At 37.1% G+C, this 23,280-nt stretch carries 18 protein-coding genes and 1 tRNA gene; 17 read left to right on the top strand and 2 right to left on the bottom strand.

Translation table 11 applies throughout. The annotated features are described in order from the left end of the window. Positions 1-12 precede the first annotated feature (12 nt). The 4 genes from ACYPXO_RS10470 (at position 13) to gpmI (ending at position 4,667) form a co-directional block, all read left to right on the top strand. The gene (locus ACYPXO_RS10470; protein ID WP_459640508.1) at positions 13-1,206 is read left to right on the top strand and encodes a phosphoglycerate kinase; all 1,194 of its coding nucleotides are present in this window, start codon (positions 13-15) and stop codon (positions 1,204-1,206) included. A 94-nt stretch (positions 1,207-1,300) separates the two neighbouring features. Continuing rightward, positions 1,301-2,050, top strand: coding sequence for a triose-phosphate isomerase (gene tpiA, locus ACYPXO_RS10465; protein WP_459640507.1), 750 nt, complete (start codon positions 1,301-1,303; stop codon positions 2,048-2,050). A gap of 362 nt (positions 2,051-2,412) precedes the next feature. Continuing rightward, a complete protein-coding gene (locus ACYPXO_RS10460) occupies positions 2,413-3,039 on the top strand; it encodes an NUDIX hydrolase (protein WP_459640506.1) in 627 nt (208 codons plus the stop codon). 89 nt (positions 3,040-3,128) lie between these two features. Then, the gene (gene gpmI, locus ACYPXO_RS10455; RefSeq protein ID WP_459640505.1) at positions 3,129-4,667 is read left to right on the top strand and encodes a 2,3-bisphosphoglycerate-independent phosphoglycerate mutase; all 1,539 of its coding nucleotides are present in this window, start codon (positions 3,129-3,131) and stop codon (positions 4,665-4,667) included. A gap of 53 nt (positions 4,668-4,720) precedes the next feature. Here gpmI and ACYPXO_RS10450 read toward each other — a convergent pair whose 3' ends face one another. After that, positions 4,721-8,965, bottom strand: coding sequence for an acyl-CoA dehydratase activase-related protein (locus ACYPXO_RS10450; RefSeq protein WP_459640504.1), 4,245 nt, complete (start codon positions 8,963-8,965; stop codon positions 4,721-4,723). 228 nt (positions 8,966-9,193) lie between these two features. Between ACYPXO_RS10450 and ACYPXO_RS10445 the strand changes: the two genes are divergently transcribed. The 8 genes from ACYPXO_RS10445 (at position 9,194) to ACYPXO_RS10410 (ending at position 17,407) form a co-directional block, all read left to right on the top strand. Further along, positions 9,194-10,063, top strand: a complete 870-nt coding sequence (locus ACYPXO_RS10445; protein ID WP_459640503.1) for a hypothetical protein — start codon at positions 9,194-9,196, stop codon at positions 10,061-10,063. Positions 10,064-10,102: 39 nt separating this feature from the next. After that, positions 10,103-11,539: a pyruvate kinase gene (gene pyk / locus ACYPXO_RS10440; RefSeq protein WP_459640502.1), complete on the top strand. Its 1,437-nt coding sequence runs from the start codon at positions 10,103-10,105 to the stop codon at positions 11,537-11,539. Between the two features lie 87 nt (positions 11,540-11,626). Further along, positions 11,627-12,268 carry a hypothetical protein gene (locus tag ACYPXO_RS10435; protein ID WP_459640501.1) on the top strand — a complete coding sequence of 214 codons (642 nt, stop codon included), beginning with the start codon at positions 11,627-11,629 and terminating at the stop codon, positions 12,266-12,268. 75 nt (positions 12,269-12,343) lie between these two features. Beyond that, positions 12,344-12,427 (top strand) — tRNA-Leu (locus ACYPXO_RS10430). 95 nt (positions 12,428-12,522) lie between these two features. Next, positions 12,523-15,138: a DNA polymerase I gene (polA, locus tag ACYPXO_RS10425; RefSeq protein WP_459640500.1), complete on the top strand. Its 2,616-nt coding sequence runs from the start codon at positions 12,523-12,525 to the stop codon at positions 15,136-15,138. Next, positions 15,139-15,729, top strand: coding sequence for a dephospho-CoA kinase (gene coaE / locus ACYPXO_RS10420; RefSeq protein WP_459640499.1), 591 nt, complete (start codon positions 15,139-15,141; stop codon positions 15,727-15,729). A gap of 4 nt (positions 15,730-15,733) precedes the next feature. Then, positions 15,734-16,534, top strand: coding sequence for an MBL fold metallo-hydrolase (locus ACYPXO_RS10415; protein ID WP_459640498.1), 801 nt, complete (start codon positions 15,734-15,736; stop codon positions 16,532-16,534). 18 nt (positions 16,535-16,552) lie between these two features. Beyond that, positions 16,553-17,407, top strand: coding sequence for a DegV family protein (locus ACYPXO_RS10410; protein ID WP_459640497.1), 855 nt, complete (start codon positions 16,553-16,555; stop codon positions 17,405-17,407). A gap of 28 nt (positions 17,408-17,435) precedes the next feature. Here the strand turns inward: ACYPXO_RS10410 and ACYPXO_RS10405 are convergent, their stop codons facing one another. Beyond that, positions 17,436-18,659, bottom strand: a complete 1,224-nt coding sequence (locus ACYPXO_RS10405) for a nucleotidyltransferase (protein ID WP_459640496.1) — start codon at positions 18,657-18,659, stop codon at positions 17,436-17,438. A gap of 160 nt (positions 18,660-18,819) precedes the next feature. On the opposite strand from ACYPXO_RS10405, the gene mgtE reads away from it, so the two are divergent. The 5 genes from mgtE (at position 18,820) to rpmF (ending at position 23,271) form a co-directional block, all read left to right on the top strand. Continuing rightward, entirely contained in the window at positions 18,820-20,151 is a 1,332-nt protein-coding gene (mgtE, locus tag ACYPXO_RS10400) for a magnesium transporter (protein ID WP_459640495.1), read from the top strand. A 101-nt stretch (positions 20,152-20,252) separates the two neighbouring features. Continuing rightward, positions 20,253-21,248 (top strand): phosphate acetyltransferase, encoded by a 996-nt coding sequence (gene pta / locus ACYPXO_RS10395; RefSeq protein ID WP_459640494.1) that lies wholly within the window; start codon positions 20,253-20,255, stop codon positions 21,246-21,248. A 54-nt stretch (positions 21,249-21,302) separates the two neighbouring features. After that, entirely contained in the window at positions 21,303-22,493 is a 1,191-nt protein-coding gene (locus ACYPXO_RS10390; protein ID WP_459640493.1) for an acetate kinase, read from the top strand. 76 nt (positions 22,494-22,569) lie between these two features. Beyond that, positions 22,570-23,088 carry a YceD family protein gene (locus ACYPXO_RS10385; RefSeq protein ID WP_459640492.1) on the top strand — a complete coding sequence of 173 codons (519 nt, stop codon included), beginning with the start codon at positions 22,570-22,572 and terminating at the stop codon, positions 23,086-23,088. 3 nt (positions 23,089-23,091) lie between these two features. Continuing rightward, on the top strand, positions 23,092-23,271 hold the full coding sequence (gene rpmF / locus ACYPXO_RS10380) for a 50S ribosomal protein L32 (RefSeq protein WP_004068723.1): 180 nt from the start codon (positions 23,092-23,094) through the stop codon (positions 23,269-23,271). The last annotated feature ends 9 nt before the right edge of the window (positions 23,272-23,280 follow it).

The raw sequence follows: 23,280 nt of genomic DNA, 5'->3' as shown, positions 1-23,280 counted from the left end.
GAGGCACAATCTATGCTTAATAAAAAATCAGTGGACGACATTAATGTAAAAGGAAAAAGAGTTCTCGTAAGATGTGACTTTAACGTTCCTTTGATCGACGGAAAAATTACAGATGAAAACCGTCTTGTAGCAGCACTTCCAACAATTAAAAAATTAATTGCAGATGGCGGAAAAATCATTCTTTGCTCTCACCTTGGTAAACCAAAGGGAGAACCAAAACCAGAATTATCTTTAGCACCTGTTGCAGTAAGACTATCTGAATTATTAGGACAGGAAGTTAAATTTGCGGCAGATGCAACTGTTGTAGGTGAAAATGCTAAAGCGGCAGTAGAAGCAATGAATGACGGAGAGGTTATTCTTCTTGAAAATACTCGTTACAGAGCGGAAGAAACAAAGAATGGGGAAGAATTCAGCAAAGAACTTGCTTCTTTATGTGATGTATTTGTAAATGATGCTTTTGGTACAGCACACAGAGCACACTGCTCAAATGTCGGTGTAACTCAGTTTGTTGATACAGCAGTGGTTGGATACTTAATGCAGAAAGAAATTGATTTCTTAGGAAATGCAGTGAATAATCCTGAAAGACCATTCGTTGCTATTTTAGGTGGAGCAAAAGTATCAAGTAAAATTTCTGTTATCGAAAACTTACTTGATAAAGTAGATACACTTATCATTGGTGGTGGTATGGCATATACATTCTCTAAAGCAAAAGGAGGAAAAATCGGACTTTCTCTTTGCGAAGATGATTATATGGAATATGCTTTAAATATGCTTGAAAAAGCAGAAGAAAAAGGAGTTAAATTACTTCTTCCAATCGACCACCGTATTGGTGATGACTTTTCTAATGATGCAAATTTACAGGTAGTAGAAAGCGGAGAAATTCCTGACGGCTGGGAAGGTATGGATATTGGACCAAAAACAGAAGTTCTTTTCGCAGATGCTGTTAAAGATGCAAAAACAGTTGTATGGAACGGACCTATGGGATGTTTTGAAATGCCTAAATTTGCAAATGGTACAGAAGCAGTTGCAAAAGCACTTGCAGAAACAGACGCTGTAACAATTATCGGTGGTGGTGATTCTGCGGCAGCAGTAAACCAGTTGGGATATGGAGATAAAATGACTCATATTTCTACAGGTGGTGGTGCTTCTCTTGAATTCCTTGAAGGAAAAGAATTACCGGGTGTAGCAGCAGCTAATGATAAATAAGCACTTAGCGAAAATAAATGAAAGTGCAGTTAGAAGGAATATATTAGAATCTAGTGCACCTTTTAAAACAATATAAAACTTAGGAGACGATAAAATGGCAAGAAGAAAAATTATTGCTGGTAACTGGAAAATGAACAAAACTCCTAGCGAAACAGTTACTTTATTAAATGAATTAAAACCATTAGTAGCAACGGAAGATGCAGATGTTGTATTTTGTGTACCTGCAATCAGCATTATTCCTGCGATGGAAGCGGTAAAAGGTACAAATATTTGTATTGGTGCTGAAAATATGTATTTTGAAGAAAGTGGAGCATATACAGGAGAAATCGCTCCAAATATGCTTACAGATGTTGGAGTGAAATATGTTATTATCGGACATTCTGAAAGACGTGAATATTTTGCGGAAACAGACGAAACTGTAAACAAAAAAGTGAAAAAAGCATTTGAGCATGGAATTACACCAATCATTTGCTGTGGGGAAACATTAGCACAGAGAGAACAAGGTGTTACTATTGACTTTATTCGTCAACAGATTAAAATTGCTTTCTTAGATGTGACAGCAGAGCAGGCTAAAACAGCAGTAATTGCTTATGAACCAATCTGGGCAATCGGAACAGGAAAAGTTGCGACTACAGAACAGGCTCAGGAAGTTTGCGCTGCAATTCGTCAGTGTATTGGTGAAATCTATGATGAAGCAACAGCAGAAGCAATTCGTATTCAGTACGGCGGTTCTGTATCAGCAGATAGTGCTCCGGAATTATTCGCACAGCCGGATATTGATGGTGGACTTGTAGGTGGTGCTTCTTTAAAAGCAGATTTTGGAAAAATCGTAAATTGGAAATAATTTCCTTACATAATTGGGGACGTAGTGAAATTGCATATCACTACGTCCCCAATTACGATTTACTGTGTCCAAAATCTCAGGAAGCCCTGTCCCTTTTTGAGATTAAATGAGGAAAAGCCCGTAAAACTGTAGGTTTTCCACTATGCTAAGAAATTCTTAAAAACAGAGGAAATATTTTACTTGAGTTATAGCGTATTTTTAAGGTTTGTGTAAAGTTGAATAGGTGGAAATATAGAGTTATTCTTAAAAAGGGACAAGGTGTTTTAAGAAAAGGGACGGGGGAAAACGTAAAAAGGGACGTAGCAAAATTCAATTTTACTACGTCCCTTTTTCATACATCTATATAGAAAGGACTTAAATAGATGAGAAGGATTGAAAAGATAAATCAGACGACAAAAAATCGTTTTTTAAATATGTACACATTGGAAATGAAAAGTGATACAGGAAAAGAAAGTACTTATTATGTGGCATCCAGAGCAAAAAATATTGATGAGTTAAAAATAACAACGAAAGAAAATAAGGCGGATGGTGTTATCATTTATAGTTTGTATCAGGATGAAGATGACGGTGAAGAAAAAATAGTCTTAATTCGCCAATACCGCTGTCCTTTAGATGATTACATCTATGAATTTCCGGCAGGTTTGGTGGATGAAGGAGAAGATTTTAAGACGGCGGGAATACGTGAATTGAAAGAAGAAACAGGACTGGATTTGACTCCTGTGAATGCGAAAGATATGTTTACGAAACCATTTTTTACTACAGTGGGAATGACAGATGAGTCTTGCGGTACAGTGTACGGTTATGCTAAGGGAAATCCATCCAAAGAAGGACAGGAAGAAAATGAGGAAATCGAAATTGCACTTGCCGACAGAAAAGAAGCAAGAAGAATTTTGGAAGAAGAAAACGTAGCGATTATGTGTGCGTATATGCTTATGCATTTCTTACATACACCGAAAGGAAAAGTATTTGATTTTTTGGAAAGGATTTAAAGGTGAAAACCTTGCAACCATTTAGAAAATCATGTAAAATAATTCAAGTAAAGAAAACGTTAATGAATTAACATAAAGGAGATAAGACTATGAGTAAAAAACCAACAGTTTTAATGATTCTTGACGGATACGGCTTAAATGACAAACATGAAGCAAATGCCGTTTATGAGGGGAAAACACCTGTTATGGATAAGTTAATGGCAGAATATCCGTTTGTAAAAGGTAATGCGAGCGGAATGGCAGTAGGGCTTCCTGACGGACAGATGGGTAATTCTGAAGTAGGACATTTGAACATGGGCGCAGGACGTATCGTATATCAGGATTTGACAAAGATTACAAAATCTATTCAGGATGGAGATTTCTTTGAAAACGAAGCGTTGCTTGCAGCGTGCAATAATGCAAAAGAACACGACTCAGCACTTCATTTATTCGGATTAGTGTCTGACGGTGGTGTTCACAGTCATAATTCACACATTTATGGCTTGTTAGAACTTGCTAAGAAACAGGGGCTTGAAAAAGTTTATGTACACTGCTTCTTGGACGGACGTGATACGCCTCCTGCATCAGGAAAAGATTATGTGCAGGAATTGGCAGATAAGATGAAAGAAATTGGTGTAGGGGAAATCGCATCTGTTATGGGACGTTACTACGCAATGGATAGAGATAACCGTTGGGAACGTGTGGAATTAGCATATAATGCAATGGTAAAAGGTGAGGGAGAAACAGCAGGATGTGCAGTTTGTGCAGTACAGAACTCCTACGATGCAGACAAAACAGATGAATTTGTTCTTCCTACAGTTGTTGTAAAAGACGGAAAACCTGTTGCAACAATTAAAGATAATGATTCAATTATCTTCTTTAACTTCAGACCGGACAGAGCAAGAGAAATTACAAGAACATTTTGTGATGATAACTTTGACGGATTTGATAGAGGAGAACGAGTTAAAACAACATATGTGTGCTTTACAGAATATGATGTGACTATTGAAAACAAATTAGTTGCTTTCCACAAAACAGAAATCACAAATACATTTGGAGAATTTTTGGCAAACAATAACATGACACAGGCGAGAATTGCTGAAACAGAGAAATATGCTCACGTTACATTCTTCTTCAATGGCGGTGTAGAGGAAGCGAATAAAGGAGAAGATAGAATTTTAGTAAAATCTCCTAAAGTTGCAACATATGATTTACAACCTGAAATGAGTGCGTATGAAGTATGCGATAAATTAGTGGAGGCTATTAAATCAGATAAGTATGATGTAATTATCATTAACTTTGCAAATCCTGATATGGTTGGACATACAGGTGTGGAAGCGGCAGCAATCAAAGCGATTGAGGCAGTTGATGAGTGTGTAGGTAAAACAGTAGAAGCATTAAAAGAAGTTGACGGACAGATGTTTATCTGTGCAGACCATGGAAATGCGGAACAGTTAGTAGATTATGAAACAGGTGAACCTTTTACTGCTCATACAACAAATGAAGTACCATTTATTTTAGTAAATGCAGACCCTGCATACAAATTGAGAGAAGGCGGATGCCTTGCTGATATTGCACCGACTCTTATTGAGTTAATGGGAATGGAACAGCCGGAAGAAATGACAGGAAAATCTTTGTTAGTTAAATAATCAAATGAAAAAGACGAGTTTCTAAAATTTAGATGCTCGTCTTTTTGTATGATTTATTTCCTGCTATTTAAGTTTTTATTTGCAGTAGAAAGCATTAATTTAATTCGGTTTAATTGGTTTACTTCACTTGCACCCGGATCGTAATCAATTGCAACAATGTTTGCGAGAGGGTGGCGGTGACGCAATTCTTTAATTACCCCTTTTCCCACAACATGATTTGGAAGGCAGGCAAACGGTTGTGCACAAACAATATTGTTTGTTCCGTTTTCGATTAATTCCAGCATTTCTCCGGTTAAGAACCAACCTTCACCCGTCTGATTTCCAAGAGAAACAATTTCTTTTGCCATATCTGCCAGATTTGTAATATCAGCAGGCGGATTAAAATGTTTGCTTTGTATAAATGCTTTTTTTGCAGGTGCACGGAACCATTCTAATGCCTTGATACCTAAGTTTGCTTTCCATGCGGTTAATTTTTTCATGCCCAAATGGGAAACTTTAAAATTGCTATTGTAGAAACAATAAAGGAAGAAGTCGAGTAAATCAGGTACGGCAACCTCAGCGCCTTCCTGTTCAAGCAATTCAACTAAATGGTTATTGGCAGTCGGATGGAATTTTACTAGGATTTCTCCGACAATACCTACACGGACTTTTTTAATGTTTTGCATTGGAAGATTATCGAAATCTGCTATAATCTCTTCACACATTTTACTAAATGTACGGCGGCTTGGATATTTTTGCATTAGAAACGCAATACATTTCTGTTTCCATTTTTCGTGGAGGGCATCTGTGCTTCCTGCCGTTACTTCGTATGGACGTACTCGGTATACGGTACGCATAAAGATATCTCCGAATACAACAGCATACATTCCCTTTAATACAAGAGGAAGTGATAGTTTAAATCCCGGATTTTCTTCCAGTCCGCTTAAGTTTAAGGAAATAACAGGAATTTGGGTATATCCTGCTTTTTCTAATGCACGGCGGATAAATCCAATATAGTTGGAAGCACGGCAGCCGCCACCGGTCTGAGTAATAATAACTGCAATTTTGTCTGTGTTATATCTTCCTGAGAGAATAGCTTCCATAATTTGACCGACAACGAGAAGGGAAGGATAGCAGGCGTCATTATTTACATATTTTAAACCTGTATTAATTGCGGATTTACTGTCATTTCCTAAAACTTCGATATTATAACCGCAGGAGCGGAAGGCAGGCTCGACAAGTTCAAAATGAATCGGTGACATCTGCGGACACAAAATCGTATAAGTTTCTTTCATTTCTTTGGTGAAAGGAACTTTCGTGATGGAAGAAGGTTGAATGCAATGCTCGAGGTGCTTTTTCTCCCGAACACGAATGGCAGAAAGAAGAGAACGAATACGGATTCTTGCTGCACCAAGATTATTTACTTCATCTATTTTTAGTGATGTATATATTTTTCCTGAACGTGTCAAAATATCTGAAACTTCATCTGTTGTAACTGCATCCAGTCCACATCCAAAAGAATTTAATTGAATTAAGTCTAAATTCTCTTTTGTTTTAACATAATTTGCCGCTGCGTATAGTCTGGAATGGTACATCCACTGATCCATAACGCGTAGAGGACGTTCTACAGGCTGAAGGTGAGAAACCGAATCTTCCGTAAGAACGGCAATGTCGTAAGAGTTAATTAATTCAGGAATACCGTGATTGACTTCCGGATCAATATGATAAGGACGTCCTGCAAGAACAATACCCCTTTTTCCTGTTTGATCAAGATAGGAGATTGTTTCCTCTCCTTTTTTTCTAATATCTTCACGACAATTTTTTAACTCTTCCCATGCGAGATGAACAGCCTGTTTGATTTCTGACTCTGGAATGGAGAATTTTTTGCTGAATTCTTCCACAAGTCGAGTAGAGAGAGTTTCTTCGCTTTTAAAAGAAAGAAATGGATTCATGAAATCAATTTTACCGCTCGTAATTTCATCCATGTTATTTTTGATATTTTCTGCATATGAAGTAACGATAGGACAGTTGTAATGATTGTTTGCATCTTTAAATTCTTGTCTTTCGTATGGGACGCACGGATAAAAAATAAAGGAAATTCCATTCTGAATAAGCCATTCAATATGACCGTGTGCCAATTTTGCCGGATAACATTCAGATTCACTAGGAATGGATTCAATTCCTAATTCATATATTTTTCGTGTAGAAGCGGGTGATAAAATTACCCGAAACTTTAGTGTGTTGAAAAATGTAAACCAAAACGGGTAGTTTTCGTACATATTTAAAACACGGGGAAGTCCTACCGTTCCACGCTTTGCCTCTTCTCTTGAAAGAGGAGTATAGCCAAAGTACCGTTTGTTTTTATATGCGAATAAGTTTGGAACATCTTTTTTTGTTTTTGATTTTCCGAGTCCCCGTTCGCAGCGGTTACCTGTGATGAAACTGCGTCCACCACTAAACTTATTTACAGTAAGGCGACAGTTGTTTGTACAACCTTTACATTTAGTTAAACTTGTGCTGTATTCCAATGAACTAATTTCTTCAATAGAAAGCATAGTTGTGCTTTTGCTTTCATCATAACGTTCTCTGGCAATGAGAGCAGCCCCGAAAGCACCCATAATGCCGGCAATGTCCGGACGTACCGCCTCGCAGTCAGCAATCATTTCAAAACTTCTTAAAACGGCATTGTTATAGAAAGTTCCGCCCTGTACAACAATATGCTTTCCTAGTTCTGAGGCATCAGAAACTTTAATAACTTTATAAAGTGCATTTTTGATGACTGAATAGGCAAGTCCGGCAGAAATGTCTGCTACAGAAGCGCCTTCTTTTTGAGCCTGTTTTACTTTGGAATTCATAAACACGGTACAACGTGTTCCTAAATCAATAGGATTTTTTGCGAAAAGTGCTTCATGAGCAAAATCTTCTACGGAATAATTTAATGATTTTGCAAATGTTTCGATAAATGAACCGCAACCTGAAGAACAGGCTTCATTTAACTGTACGCTGTCTACAGTTTGATTTTTGATTTTAATACATTTCATATCCTGACCGCCAATATCCAAAATACAGTCTACTTCAGGATTGAAAAAAGCAGCGGCGTAATAGTGAGAAACAGTTTCTACTTCGCCCTCGTCAAGCAAAAGAGCTGCTTTGATTAAGGCTTCTCCATATCCGGTAGAGCATGAATGTACGATTTCTACGCCTTCTGGAAGTCTGCTGTAAATATCTTTAATGGCGTTTATCGTTGTTCCAAGAGGATCGCCTTCATTACCGTGATAGAAAGAATAAAGAAGAGTTCCATCTTCGCCTACAAGAGCGGCTTTTGTTGTTGTAGAACCGGCATCAATACCTAAGAAACATTTTCCTCTATAAGAAGATAAATCTTTGACAGGCACCTGATGTTTTGCATGACGTGACTCGAAAGCATCATATTCCTTTTTGCTGGAGAAAAGCGGTGTCATACGTTCAACTTCGAATTCCATCTCAATGCGGTTCGCAAGACGCATCTGTAAAGCGGTAAGTGGAATAGAAATCTCTCTCTTTGAGTTTAGGGCGGAACCAATTGCCGCGAATAAATGCGAATGCTTTGGCGCAATAATATGTTCGTCATCCAATTTTAATGTGCGGACAAATGCTTCTCGCAGTTCAGACAAAAAGTGAAGAGGACCACCGAGAAAGGCGACGTGACCGCGGATTGGCTTTCCGCAAGCAAGGCCACTGATAGTCTGATTTACTACTGCCTGAAAAATAGAAGCAGAGAGATCTTCTTTCGTAGCTCCTTCGTTGATTAAAGGCTGAATATCGGACTTGGCAAATACACCGCATCGAGCAGCGATTGAATAAAGAGCCTGATAATGTTTAGCATATTCGTTTAATCCCATGGCATCCGTCTGTAATAAAGATGCCATTTGGTCGATAAATGAACCTGTACCTCCGGCACATATCCCGTTCATACGTTGTTCTACGTTTCCGCCTTCAAAATAAATGATTTTAGCATCTTCTCCTCCGAGTTCAATGGCTACATCTGTTTGAGGAGCGTAATCCTGCAGCGCAGTAGAAACAGCAATCACTTCCTGCACAAAAGGAATTTCCAAATGTTTTGCCAAAGTAAGTCCGCCTGAGCCGGTGATTACCGGAGAAACTTCTATTGTACCCAGTTTATGAACTGCTCTTCCGAGTAAATCAGAAAGTGTTTCCTGAATATTAGCAAAATGTCGTTCGTAGTCGGAAAATAAAACTTCATTTTCTTCGTTCAGAATGGCAATTTTAACTGTTGTAGAACCGATATCGATTCCTAATGTATGTAGTGTTTTTTGCATATTTAACTACTCCTTACTATGTATAGGTATCCTATTGTTTCCTATTAAAATGAAATCGTATTTTTTTACAATACACTCCATTATACGACAATCATAAAAAAAACACAATTGGGAATTTGATTATGAAAATGTAAAAAACCTGTAAACTCTTTGGATTGAATTGACAAATCAATTGGTAAAAGGTAGAATAAAATTTATGTTGAGTAAGTTATGAAGGAGTATAGTTTTATGAACTGGATTCAAAAATTAGAACGGAAATTTGGGCGATATGCGATACATAATTTGATGTATTATATTATTATTTTATATGGTATCGGATTTGTCCTTTCACTTGTGAAACCGGAATTTTATTATCAGTATCTAGCAATGGATGCCGGAGCAATTTTACACGGACAAATTTGGAGAATTGTTACTTTTTTAATGCAACCACCTTCATCAAGTCCTATTTTTATGGTGTTTGCATTGTATTTGTATTATATGATAGGACAGCATTTGGAAGCGACATGGGGTGCGTTTCGATTTAACCTGTATTTCTTTACGGGGGTTCTTTTTCATGTGATTGCGGCGTTAGCAGCCTACTTTATCACGGGGATTTCGTTTCCGATTGGAACGGGATATTTGAATTTATCGTTATTTTTTGCTTTTGCGGCAATGTATCCGGATATGGAGTTTCTTGTATTTTTCATTTTGCCGATAAAGGTAAAATGGCTTGCTATTTTGGACGGAGTACTTTTTGGATATACGATTTTGCAGGCGTTTCTTCCTGCTTACAGCACAGGGATTATGGGACTTATTACGAAATCGGATGCAATAGCGGCAGGGGTTTCTATTTTGAATTTTGTGATTTTCTATTTTTCATCAAGAAACTTTAAGGCACATTCACCGAAACAGATACATCGCAGAAGACAATTTCAAAAGGATATACGCAATGCTAATGTAAATCCGGCGGCACAGGCGGCAGGTGCAAAACACAGATGTGCTGTTTGCGGAAGAACAGAATTGGATGATCCTAATTTAGAGTTCAGATATTGTTCAAAATGCAACGGAGCATATGAATATTGTCAGGATCACTTATTTACACATGAACATATTAAATAAGATTTCATTATTATATAAGGAAAAGGAAAGGATAAGAAAATGAGAAAAACTAAAATTGTATGTACAATGGGACCAAACACAAATGATCGTGAACTGATGAAGAAACTGGTAGAAAAGGGCATGAACATTGCACGTTTTAATTTCTCTCATGGAGATCACGAAGAACAGAAAAGCAGAATGGATATGTTAAAGGGAATCCGTGAAGAACTAGGAAAGCCTGTAGCCATTCTTTTAGATACAAAGGGACCGGAAATTCGTACTGGCGTTCTTAAAGACGATAAGAAGGTATTTTTGGAAGAGGGAGCAATCTTTACTCTTACGACAGAAGAGATTGAAGGAGATGAAAAACGTGTTTCCGTAAGCTATGAAGGACTTGTGGAAGATATTGAGCCGGGCAAGAGAATTTTGATTGATGATGGTTTGATTGAATTGGAAGTAAAAGGGATAAATGGTACGGATATTACTTGTAAAGTATTAAACGGCGGTGAACTTGGTTCAAGGAAAGGTGTTAATGTGCCGAACGTACCTGTGCGTCTTCCGGCTTTGACCCCAAAAGACAGAGAGGATATTATTTTTGGTGTAGAGCAGGGGGTTGACTTTATTGCGGCATCATTTGTTCGTTCGGTAGAGGGGGTTCTTGAAATTAAAGCGCTGTTAAAAGAATGTGGAGCGCCGTTTTTACCGGTTATTGCCAAAATTGAAAATGCGGAAGGAATTCGCAATATTGATGAAATTATTCATTGCGCGGATGGAATTATGGTAGCCAGAGGGGATTTGGGTGTGGAAATTCCGGCAGAAGAAGTTCCATATTTGCAGAAAATGTTAATTAAAAAATGTAATGATAATTTCAAACCGGTTATTACTGCTACACAGATGTTGGATTCAATGATGAGAAATCCAAGACCGACAAGAGCGGAAGTGACAGATGTTGCCAACGCAGTTTATGACGGAACAGATGCAGTTATGTTATCGGGAGAAACAGCACAGGGAAAATATCCGTTAGAAGCATTAGAGATGATGGTGCATATCGTAGAAAATACGGAAGATCACTTAGACTATGATATTTTATTGGAAAAAGCACAGGAACATAGAAGAAAGGGAATTTCAAGTGCAATCGGATATTCTTCAGTTGCAACTGCAATGAACTTAAATGCAAAATGCATTATCACGCCGACGTTGTCGGGAGCAACTGCGAGAGTGGTTTCTAAATTTAAACCAAAAGCAGATATTATTGGTGTCACTCCAAATGAGGCTACACTTCGCAAGATGCAGATTTACTGGGGGGTTCTTCCGATTAAATCTATTGAATATCATACAACAGAAGATATTTGTAATGATGCAATTGATTTGGTAAATGCAAAACAGTTAGTGGAAACAGGCGATATTGTTGTACTTACAGCAGGTATTCCTTCACCGGTAATGAAGAAAACGCGAGATGGCGTAAGTAATATGATGAAAATTGCGGTAATTGAATAGTAATATCAAAAAATAGACAAAAACCAGTGGATTTATTGTAGGACTTATGGTAAAATTATACTAACATTTTACTAGGAGGACAAAGGTATGAAAAAAAAGAAAAGTATTGTAGCAATAATGTTGGTAGTTGTGATGTGTATGCTCAGTGCATGTACAACGAAGTTTGATGCAAAAGCGTATGTCAAATCATGTTTGGATGTACAGTTTAAGGGTGAATATGATGAGTATATGAAATTAACAGAATCATCTAAAGCAGATTCGGAAAAACTGTACAAAGAAGGAATTGATGCATTTATGGAAGGGTATGAAGAATTATCTCTTCCAGACGAATTAGAAAACAAATTTCGTGAAACGTATAAGAAAATGTTAAAATCTGCAAAATACTCTGTAAAAGAAGCAAAAGAAACAGATGATGGATTTGTAGTAAAAGTTGCAGTACAGCCAATGAAATGTTTTGAAAATTATGAGGCTGATTTACAGAAACTTCAACAAAAGTTTTTAACAGACATACAAGCTCAAGTGCAGAAAGAGGGAAAAATACCTTCAGAGCAGGAAATTATGGAACAGATGGCTCAAATCGTGTATAAGGATTTAGAAGAACGTGTTTCTAAATGCGAATACGGTAAAGAGGAAACTGTTGAAGTGAAAGTAAAGAAAGACGGTAGCAAAAAGTATACTGCTAATGAATCAGATTTAGGTAAAGTTGCGGAAAAAGCATTGGGAGTGTAAAAAAATTAAAAAAGTGCTTGCAATTTGATTAAGCATATGATATTATAATACTCGGCTTGAGAAAGTCGAGTATATGCCGATGTGGCGGAATTGGCAGACGCATCAGACTCAAAATCTGACGTAGGTGACTATGTACCGGTTCGAGTCCGGTCATCGGCAGTAGAACAATAAAAAGCGATAGTATCTTTGATACTGTCGCTTTTTCTAAATATAATATATAATATGTAACAGAAAAATATAGGTGGAGAAATAATATGAGTGAAAAAATTGTATTGATAGACGGACACAGTATTTTAAACAGAGCATTTTATGGAGTGCCGGATCTGACAAATTCAGAAGGACTTCATACAAATGCGATTTACGGTTTTTTGAATATTTTATTTAAAATATTAGAAGAAGAAAAACCGGAATATTTAACTGTTGCATTTGATGTACACGCTCCGACATTCAGGCATAAGATGTATACGGAGTATAAAGGGACAAGAAAACCTATGGCAGAAGAATTGCGTCAGCAGGTGCCCGTAATGAAAGAAGTTCTTCGTGCAATGGGAATTAAATTGATAGAGCAGGAAGGGTACGAGGCGGATGATTTGCTTGGAACAATTTCTGTATTGGCAGAAGAAAAGGGAATGGATGTATCTATTATTTCTGGTGACAGGGATTTGTTGCAGTTGGCGACGGAGAAAGTGAAGATTCGCATCCCAAAAACAAAAAAAGGTAAAACAGAGATAGAAAATTATTATGCAAAGGATGTACTGGAAAAATATTTTGTTACACCGAAAGAGTTTATTGATTTAAAAGCACTGATGGGCGATTCCTCTGATAACATTCCGGGTGTGGACAGTATCGGGGAAAAAACAGCGACAAAAATTGTTATGCAGTTTCATTCAATTGAAAATGCTTACGAACATTTGGAAGAAGTGAAGCCGCCAAGGGCTAGTAAGGCATTGGGAGAACAATATGATAAAGCGCAAATGTGTAAAGAATTGGCAACTATTAATGTGGCTGTCCCTATTGCCTATGAGTTTGACGAAGCAAAATTGGGGCATTTATATACGGAAGAGGCATATGTTTTATTTCAAAAATTAGAGTTTAAAAATTTACTGTCACGCTTTGATGTATCTGCACCGGAGAATAGTGTGGAGGCTTACTTTAAGATTGTCCATACAAAAAAAGAAGCGGATGAAATATTTGTAAATGCCGGAAAGAAGGATGTCGTTGGAGTTGTGTTTGGAAAAAATACGGAAAATGTCCTTCCGCTTTTTGCATCTTCGGCAGAAATGAATCATGTTGGAATAGCATTTGGTGATGAAGAGATATACACGATTTATACGGGAGAAGACATTACCTTCTCATATTTACAGGAGAAGTTAAACGAACTTACATCCGTTGTAAAAACGATTTCTATTTGCAATATAAAAGAAGCGTTGAAGTGGATTTCGTTTACACAGGAAAAAAATGCATTTGATCCGATTATCGCTTCATATCTGTTAAATCCGTTGAAAAGTGATTATGAGTTTGAAGATATAGCAAGGGAACAATTAAATATTTATATTGATGAGAAGACTGCGGAAGAAAAGAAAAGTTGTTATGCGGCATATACGGCATATAAATCTGTTTTTTCGCTTCGTGAACGATTAGAAGAAAAGAAAATGGCTTATCTATTTACTGACATTGAGATGCCTCTTGCGTTTACGCTTTTTAATATGGAACAGGCAGGAGTGAAAGTAAAGGCGGAGGAATTGAAAACTTATGGACAGCAACTTGCCGGGAAAATCAGTGAACTGGAAACGGAAATATACGAAATTGCAGGGGAAACCTTTAATATTAATTCTCCAAAACAACTTGGCATAGTTTTATTTGAACATTTAAATCTTCCTAATGGAAAGAAAACAAAGACCGGGTATTCGACGGCGGCAGATGTTTTAGATAAACTTGCTCCGGATTATCCGATTGTATCAAAAATACTTGAATATCGTCAGTTGACGAAATTGAAATCGACATATGCCGACGGATTGGCGAATTATATTCAGGAGGACGGAAGAATACACGGAAAATTTAATCAAACCGTTACCGCTACAGGAAGAATAAGCAGTACAGAACCCAATCTGCAAAATATTCCTGTCAGAATGGAACTTGGACGTTTGATTCGCAAAGTTTTTGTTCCTGAAGAGAACTATGTCTTTGTTGATGCGGACTATTCTCAGATTGAACTTCGTATCTTGGCACACTGCTCAGAAGATGAATCACTTATCAGCGCTTACAAAGAGGCGAGAGATATTCACCGCATAACAGCATCTCAAGTTTTTCATATTCCGTTTGATGAAGTGACTGACTTGGAAAGAAGAAATGCAAAAGCGGTAAATTTTGGTATTGTATATGGGATTAGTTCTTTCGGGTTGAGTCAGGATTTAAGTATAACAAGAAAAGAAGCGGCAGAATATATTGAGAATTATTTTAAGACTTATCCGGGAATTAAAGCATTTTTAGATGATACGGTAGCTCATGCAAAAGAAGAGGGATACGTTGTTACTCTGTTTGGAAGAAGAAGACCTGTTCCTGAACTGGAGTCAGGTAACTTCATGCAAAGAGCGTTTGGAGAGAGAGTTGCGATGAACGCACCTATTCAGGGTACGGCTGCAGATATTATGAAAATGGCTATGATAGGCGTGAATCGTGCGTTGAAAGAAAAACAGATGAAATCAAAACTTGTTTTACAGGTGCATGATGAACTTTTAATTGAAGCATACAAAGATGAAGTAGATGAGGTGAAGTCAATTCTAAAAAAAGAAATGGAACAGGCGGTTACTTTGCGTGTGCCATTGGATATTGATATGCATACGGGAAACAGTTGGTATGAGGCAAAATAAATGAAAATAATTGGAATTACAGGCGGTATCGGTTCGGGAAAAAGTTATGTTTTGGAAATGATGAAAGAAACATATAATGCCGTTATCTGTCAGACGGATTTGGTGGCACATCAATTGCAGGAAAAAGGCAAAGAGTGCTATCGAAAGATTGTTGAAGAATTTGGTGAAATGATTTTGACAGACGCTAAGGAAATCGACAGAAAAAAACTGGGCGAAATTGTATTTAATAATGCAGATAAACTACAAAAATTAAATCAAATTGTGCATCCGGCAGTAAAAATGCGGGTGAAATCGGAAATTGAGAGGGCACGCAAAGAAAAATGTGAAATATTTTTGATTGAATCGGCTCTTTTGATGGAAGATCATTATGAAGAAATCTGTGATGAATTATGGTATATTTATGCTGATGAAAATGTTCGTAGGGAACGTTTGAAAATATCTCGCCTGATGAGTGATGAAAAAATTGACTTGGTTATGAAAACGCAGGCGACAGAGAAAGTATTTAGAAAATATTGCCATAGAACGATTGATAACAGCGGAACGATGGAAAATACAAAAAAACAGATAGAGCAGGCGGTCAACAGGAGATAAGAAGATGAAATTATGCAGTATTGCCAGTGGCAGCAGCGGAAATTGTATATATGTAGGAAGCGAACATACGAATATACTTATTGATGCGGGAATAAGCAAAAAGAAGATTGAGGAAGGAATGGATAAGATAGGTGTTTCGGGAGAAGATTTAGACGGTATTCTAATTACTCATGAACATTCTGATCATATTCAGGGGTTGGGTGTGTTCAGCAGAAAATATAAAGTTCCTATTTACGCTACAAAGGGGACGATATCGGGTATAGAAAACTATAAAAGTTTAGGAAAAATGCCTGAGGGCTTGTTTTATCCAATACGGTCTGATGAAGAGTTTACATTAGGGGATTTAACGATTAAACCTTTTGCTATTTCGCATGATGCAATCGAACCGACTGGGTATCGCATTGAAAAAAATAAAAAATCCATTGCGGTAGCGACTGATTTGGGAAATTATGATAAATATATTGTAGAAAACTTAAAAGATGTCAATGCACTTGTTTTGGAAGCAAATCATGATGTGCATATGGTTGAGGTAGGACCCTATCCATATCCATTAAAAAGAAGGGTTTTGGGAGAACAGGGACATTTATCAAATGAATTGTCGGGAAGACTTCTTTGTGATATACTACATGATGACTTGCAATGTGTTATACTTGGGCATTTGAGTAAGGAAAATAACTATGAGAGCCTTGCTTATGAAACTGTAAAACTTGAGGTAACTCTTGGAGATAATAAGTATAACGGCGATGATGTACATATTGTGGTAGCGAAAAGAGATACGGTATCGGAATTGATAACAATAGAATAAAGAGAACGGAGAAAGAATATGGGAAAAACAGCAATTGTGACAGACAGTAACAGTGGCATTACGCAGGAGCGTGCAAAAGAACTTGGAGTTCATGTATTGCCAATGCCTTTTTATATAAATGAAAAATTATATTTTGAAGATATTACATTAACGCAGGAAGAATTTTACGAAAAACTGACAAATGATGCAGATATTTCTACTTCACAGCCTTCGCCGGCAGATGTTTTGGATTTGTGGGACGGATTATTGAAAGATTATGATGAAATTATTTACATTCCAATGTCTAGCGGGCTTAGCAGTTCGTGTGAAACGGCTATTTCTCTTTCGAGAGAATATGATGGGAAAGTACAGGTGGCAGATAATCAGCGTATTTCTGTTACTCAGTCAAAATCAGTGGAAGATGCGATGAAACTGGTAGAGAAGGGAAAAAGTGCAAAAGAAATTAAGGAAATACTTGAAGCAGAGAAAAGAGAATCCAGCATTTACATAACGGTAGATACATTGAAATATTTAAAAAAAGGCGGAAGAATTACAGCGGCGGCAGCGGCAATTGGAACAGTGCTTAACTTAAAACCAGTTTTACAGATTCAAGGGGGAAAATTAGATGCTTTTGCAAAAGTAAGAGGCTGGAAACAGGCAAAGAAAACAATGCTTGAAGCGATTGAAAAAGACTGTCAGGAAAGATTTGCCGGTGAAGAAGTGTACATTCAAGGGGCATATACTTCTTCAAAGGAAGAGGCTGAACAATGGAAAGCGGAAATTGAAAGCAGATTTCCGAATGCAGATGTGGAGATGCGTCCTCTTTCTTTAAGTGTAGCGTGTCATATCGGACCGGGAGCGTTGGCAGTAACTTGTACAAAGAAAATGAGATAATTAAAACTGTCAAAAAGAGATTATACGTTTAACAGCGTACAATCTCTTTTTTTTGTTCAACGATAAAAGGGGTTTGAAATTTATCTGTTACGACAGATTCATATAAATCAGAAGCGAAAATATCCTGCTGCAAAAATGTATTTTCTTTTTCGCTCAAAGCGGCGGAAGAAAGTTTTGTGATAAGAGGAATATTGCTTTTTTGTTTCAAAATAGACAGTAAAGAAGAACTGTCTTTTCGGAAACCTAAAATATGTGCGTAGGAGGGGGCGGTTTCACTTGTCTTTTTTATTTGAAGTAAAATATGGAATAAAGCACGGCTTACCCGTGAGTATGTTATATCACGAGTCTTTATTTCTTCGCAAAACTGCTCGAAGGATATAAAATGATTGCTGTTTTTGTATATGCGGTTTGCTAAAGTTTCGTTTATATCCATATAAGTTAGAAGTGTTTCCCGTGTTTCTTCTAAAAGCCTATATTTCAGTAATAAGGAAAAGTCGTTCGCATAGACAGGGTATCGTTTCCGGAAAGTTTCGGTAAGAAGAGGAAGGGCATTTGAAGGTAATTGTTTTTTTAACGTTTCTGTTGAAAAAGAAATACTGTTTCCTGCTTTAGCAAATACATTCCTTATGGCAGTAGCAGAACTATATGACATTTTCAACTCTGTATCGTGATAATGAGATTCTTTTCTTTGAATGGATACAGGAAGTATTGTACTTTTTAAGCGATGCAGAGCCTTTATATATTCAATTCCTAAAATATTATTTGGCGATTCTAAAATGGAAGAAAGGGAAATGTTTCCGGTAATTTCGTAAAATGCTTTCTGGCGAGCGAGAGGAAAAGTATTTCCAGCTTTTAAATACTTTCGCAGAGCAGATTTATATTCATCCGGTTCATTACAAAGAATGCGGGCAATCTGATCTAAAGCGATAATATCGCCGGATTCCGTTCCGAAGCAGATAGTATCAATGCAGTTTAAAGAATGCAAAAGTGAAACTGCTCCCATTGCAAATAGTTCGGCACTTCCGGTTGCGTATAAAACGGGAAGCTCGATAACGACAGCTGCTCCTGACTTTAATGCAATCTGTGTCCGCAAATGTTTTGGCATAATTGCAGGAGCGCCACGTTGAACAAAATTTCCGCTCATTACAACAATGGCATAATCAGAACCTGTTCGCTTTAATGCTTCATCTAAATGGTATTTGTGCCCATTGTGAAATGGATTGTATTCAGTAATTAAACCTACGATTTTCATAAATCTCTCTCCTTATCTTTTTCATAAAATGTATTATACAATAAAGACAACAGGAGTGCAAAAGCAATTATTGACAAAAAACAGTGTTACGGTATAGAATTAAGATAGTAGATTGCCCGATTGTGCAATCTTTTTGTGTGAGGGAGAAAGGAGGGCGTATATGACGGAAGAACAAATGCTGGAATTGTTAGAAGAGAGAAAGTATAAAGAATTAAAATCAGAATTAGAGAATTTATATCCCGTCGATATTGCACAAATCCTTGAAGAATTTAATGAAAAGCAAAGAATTATTGTTTTTCGTCTTTTAACAAAAGAAGAAGCGGCTGAAACATTTACCTATATGAGCAGTGAAATGCAGGAAGATTTGGTAAATGGACTGACAGACGCTGAAATTGAAGAATTCATGGAAGAAATGTATCTCGATGATATGGTTGATGTTCTGGAAGAAATGCCGGCGAATGTTGTAGACAGACTGCTTATGGCTACTGATGAGGAAACGCGAAAACAGATTAATACACTTCTTCAGTATCCGGAGGATAGTGCCGGAAGTATTATGAACGTGGAGTACATCGGTCTTAGAAAAGAAATGACGGTTGCTGATGCTATTTTAAAAATTCGTCAGGTCGGAATTAATAAAGAAACCATTTACACCTGTTATGTAACGGAGAAACGAAAATTGATAGGAGTTGTGGATGTAAAAGATTTACTAACGACCGGGGAAAATCGTCTGATAGAAGAGATTATGGAAACCAATATGCTTTATGTCAACACACATGATGATCAGGAAGAAGTTGTTTCTATGATTAATAAATACGGACTGATTGCAATTCCCGTTGTCGATCATGAGATGTGTATGGTCGGAATTGTAACGGTAGATGACGCTATGTCTGTATTGCAGGAAGAAACAACGGAAGATATGAGCGTGATGGCAGGTATCGCACCGAATGAGGAGCCGTATTTTGAAACATCTGTTTGGCAGCATGCGAAAAGTCGTTTTCCGTGGCTTTTGTTTCTTATGTTATCGGCAACAGTTACCGGCTTGATTTTGGGACATTTTGAAGGGGCGCTTGCCGTAATGCCGGTATTAAATACTTTTGTTCCGATGCTGACCGGTACGGGTGGAAATTGTGGTTCTCAAAGTTCAACTCTGATTATTCGAGGGCTTGCGGTGGATGAGATTGAATTTAAGGACATTTTTAAAGTTGTTTTTAAGGAAATAAGGATTGCTCTTATTGTAGGATTTCTGTTAGCGGTAGTGAACGGCATCAGAATTATTTTAATGTATCAAAATCCTCTTCTTGCTTTTGCTGTTGGAATTACACTGATGTGTACTGTTCTTCTTGCAAAAACAATAGGATGTATGCTTCCGCTTGTGGCAAAAAAATGCGGATTAGATCCTGCAATTATGGCAGCACCGCTTATTACAACATTGGTGGATACAGGAACAATTTTGGTATATTTTACGATTGTAACTAAAATATTTGGAATTTAATACACATTGTACTTGAAAATAGACATTATACGCCTTGTATACAAAAAACATTTGCGCTATAATAAAGAATATATGAGAATAAATGAAAGGGGCTTTAAATCATGGGATTTATTGACGAAATTAAAGCAAAGGCGAAAGCTGATAAAAAAACAATTGTGCTTCCTGAAACGGAAGATATTAGAACATACGAAGCAGCAGAGGCTGTATTAAGAGAAGGTACTGCAAATTTAGTATTGGTTGGAAACAAAGAAGAAATCGAAAAGAACCGCGAAGGATTTGACATCAGCGGAGCAACTATTGTAGATCCTGCAACAGATGAAAGAACAGCAGGTTATATTGAAAAACTAGTAGAACTTCGTCAGGCAAAAGGAATGACAGAAGAAAAAGCAAAAGAACTTCTTTTGAACAACTATTTATATTATGGTGTTATGATGGTGAAAATGGGTGACGCAGACGGAATGGTATCAGGAGCATGTCATTCGACAGCAGATACATTAAGACCATGTTTACAGATTTTAAAAACAAAACCGGGAACAAAATTAGTTTCTGCGTTCTTTGTTATGGTTGTGCCTGACTGCGAAATGGGTGCAAACGGAACATTTATCTTCGGTGATTCAGGACTTGAACAAAATCCGGATCCTGAAAAATTAGCAGCGATTGCACTCTCATCAGCAGAATCATTCAAATTACTTGTAGGAGAAGAACCAAAAGTAGCAATGCTTTCACACTCTACAAAAGGAAGTGCAAAACACGCTGATGTAGATAAAGTGGTAGAGGCAACGAAAATTGCAAAAGAACTTGCGCCTGACTTAATGTTAGACGGTGAATTACAGTTAGATGCTGCAATTGTTCCTGAAATTGGAGAATCTAAAGCACCGGGAAGTAAAGTTGCAGGTCATGCAAACGTTCTTATTTTCCCTGACTTAGATGCAGGAAATATCGGATATAAACTTGTACAGAGATTGGCAAAAGCAGAAGCATACGGACCGTTGACACAGGGAATCGCAAAACCGGTTAACGATTTATCACGCGGATGCAGTGCAAAAGACATCGAAGGTGTTGTTGCCATTACAGCAGTACAGGCTCAGGCTGAATAATCTAATCATCTGATAGGAATGATTACGATATAAAATAAGATGGAGGAAAAGAAAATGAATGTATTAGTTATTAATTGCGGTAGTTCATCATTGAAATTTCAGTTAATCAATTCTGAAACAGAAGGTGTACTTGCAAAAGGTCTTTGTGAGAGAATCGGTATTGACGGAAGTCTTACATACCAGCCGGCAGGTAAAGAAAAAGTTACAACAGAAAAACCAATGCCTACACATACTGAGGCAATTCAGTTTGTTATCGATGCACTCACAGATGCTGAAACAGGAGTAGTAAAAAGTTTGGAAGAAATTAATGCGGTAGGACATCGTGTTGTACACGGAGGAGAAAAATTCGCAAATTCTGTAGTGATTACAGATGAAGTTATCTCTGCGATTGAGGAATGTAATGACTTAGCACCGTTACATAATCCGGCAAACTTAATCGGTATTAATGCTTGTGCAAAATTAATGCCTAATACTCCAATGGTTGCCGTATTTGATACAGCGTTCCACCAGACAATGCCTGAGGCTGCTTATATGTACGGACTTCCATACGAATATTATGAAAAATACAAAGTTAGACGTTATGGTTTCCACGGAACAAGCCATAGTTTTGTTTCTAAAAGAGTAGCAGAATTGTTGGAAAAACCATATGAAGAATTAAAAACAGTTGTATGTCATTTAGGAAACGGTGCAAGTGTATGTGCTGTTAAAAACGGAAAATCAGTAGATACTTCTATGGGGCTTACTCCTCTTGAAGGATTGGTAATGGGGACACGTTCAGGTGATATTGATCCAGCAATTCTTGAATTTATTGCAAAGAAAGAAAATTTAGATATTGCAGGATTAATGAACGTGTTAAATAAAAAATCAGGTGTATTTGGTTTGTCTGATAATTTATCAAGTGATTTCCGTGATTTGACTGCCGGAGCAGCAGATGGAAACAGACCGGCACAGATTGCTCTTGACGTATTCTGCTATCGTGTAGCAAAATATGTAGGAAGTTATACAGCGGCAATGAATGGAGTAGATGCAATTGCATTTACAGCGGGAATCGGTGAGAATGTATGTATCGTTCGTTCAAAAGTTTGCGAATATCTTGGATACTTAGGTATTACTGTAGATGAAGAAGCGAATGCAAAACGTGGAGAAGAAATTATGATTTCTACACCGGATTCAAAAGTAAAAGTATTAGTTGTACCTACAAATGAAGAACTTGCAATCGCTCGTGAAACAGTTGCGTTGATTTAATAAATTTTTTTAAAGAATGAATTGACAAATCTGTTTTACATGATATAATAGTTTAGGTATGAATAGGAGTAACACTATGTTAATTAACCTATCAGATGTTTTGTCTGAGCATCATAAGACAATTGAACAAGATTGTCCGATTGAAATGGAAGAATTTAAAAGTGAGTTAGGTGTTTTTCCAATTACAGAGAAAGAAACTTTTCATATTGTGATTAAGCATATAAAGGGAAGAGAACTTTTGATTAGGGGAAATGCAAAACTTACTATTGTAATTCCTTGCGACCGTTGTCTGACGGATGTTCCAACAGAATTTGGACTGGATTTTGAGAAGACTGTCGATTTAAGTGATGAACAGAAAGACGAATTAGATGAAAAGAATTATATTGACGGATATCATTTAGACGTAGACAAATTACTCTACAATGAGATTTTGATAGGATGGCCGATGAAAATTCTATGCAGCGATGACTGTAAAGGCATTTGCAACGTATGTGGTCAAAATCTAAATGAGGGAACTTGTGACTGTGAAGATACGAGTCTTGACCCTAGAATGTCAGTTATCCGCGATGTGTTTAAGAATTTTAAGGAGGTGTAATCTATGTCAATTTGTCCAAAAAATAAATCTTCTAAAGCAAGAAGAGACAAAAGAAGAGCGAACTGGAAAATGAGTGCTCCAAATTTAGTAAAATGTAGCAAATGTGGAGAATTAATGATGCCTCATCGCGTATGTAAAGCTTGTGGCTCATACAACAAAAAAGAAATTATTTCAGTTGACTAATAGGTATTT

It is taken from the genome of Faecalimonas canis (assembly GCF_054601575.1).
This window is presented reverse-complemented; position numbering and strand designations above follow the sequence as displayed.

Excerpts from the sequence above, each read along its gene's own strand:
- ACYPXO_RS10470 (WP_459640508.1), top strand. The coding sequence starts at position 13 with ATGCTTAATAAAAAATCAGTGGACGACATTAATGTAAAAGGAAAAAGA.
- tpiA (WP_459640507.1), top strand. The coding sequence starts at position 1,301 with ATGGCAAGAAGAAAAATTATTGCTGGTAACTGGAAAATGAACAAAACT.
- ACYPXO_RS10460 (WP_459640506.1), top strand. The coding sequence starts at position 2,413 with ATGAGAAGGATTGAAAAGATAAATCAGACGACAAAAAATCGTTTTTTA.
- gpmI (WP_459640505.1), top strand. The coding sequence starts at position 3,129 with ATGAGTAAAAAACCAACAGTTTTAATGATTCTTGACGGATACGGCTTA.
- ACYPXO_RS10450 (WP_459640504.1), bottom strand. The coding sequence starts at position 8,965 with ATGCAAAAAACACTACATACATTAGGAATCGATATCGGTTCTACAACA.
- ACYPXO_RS10445 (WP_459640503.1), top strand. The coding sequence starts at position 9,194 with ATGAACTGGATTCAAAAATTAGAACGGAAATTTGGGCGATATGCGATA.
- pyk (WP_459640502.1), top strand. The coding sequence starts at position 10,103 with ATGAGAAAAACTAAAATTGTATGTACAATGGGACCAAACACAAATGAT.
- ACYPXO_RS10435 (WP_459640501.1), top strand. The coding sequence starts at position 11,627 with ATGAAAAAAAAGAAAAGTATTGTAGCAATAATGTTGGTAGTTGTGATG.
- polA (WP_459640500.1), top strand. The coding sequence starts at position 12,523 with ATGAGTGAAAAAATTGTATTGATAGACGGACACAGTATTTTAAACAGA.
- coaE (WP_459640499.1), top strand. The coding sequence starts at position 15,139 with ATGAAAATAATTGGAATTACAGGCGGTATCGGTTCGGGAAAAAGTTAT.
- ACYPXO_RS10415 (WP_459640498.1), top strand. The coding sequence starts at position 15,734 with ATGAAATTATGCAGTATTGCCAGTGGCAGCAGCGGAAATTGTATATAT.
- ACYPXO_RS10410 (WP_459640497.1), top strand. The coding sequence starts at position 16,553 with ATGGGAAAAACAGCAATTGTGACAGACAGTAACAGTGGCATTACGCAG.
- ACYPXO_RS10405 (WP_459640496.1), bottom strand. The coding sequence starts at position 18,659 with ATGAAAATCGTAGGTTTAATTACTGAATACAATCCATTTCACAATGGG.
- mgtE (WP_459640495.1), top strand. The coding sequence starts at position 18,820 with ATGACGGAAGAACAAATGCTGGAATTGTTAGAAGAGAGAAAGTATAAA.
- pta (WP_459640494.1), top strand. The coding sequence starts at position 20,253 with ATGGGATTTATTGACGAAATTAAAGCAAAGGCGAAAGCTGATAAAAAA.
- ACYPXO_RS10390 (WP_459640493.1), top strand. The coding sequence starts at position 21,303 with ATGAATGTATTAGTTATTAATTGCGGTAGTTCATCATTGAAATTTCAG.
- ACYPXO_RS10385 (WP_459640492.1), top strand. The coding sequence starts at position 22,570 with ATGTTAATTAACCTATCAGATGTTTTGTCTGAGCATCATAAGACAATT.
- rpmF (WP_004068723.1), top strand. The coding sequence starts at position 23,092 with ATGTCAATTTGTCCAAAAAATAAATCTTCTAAAGCAAGAAGAGACAAA.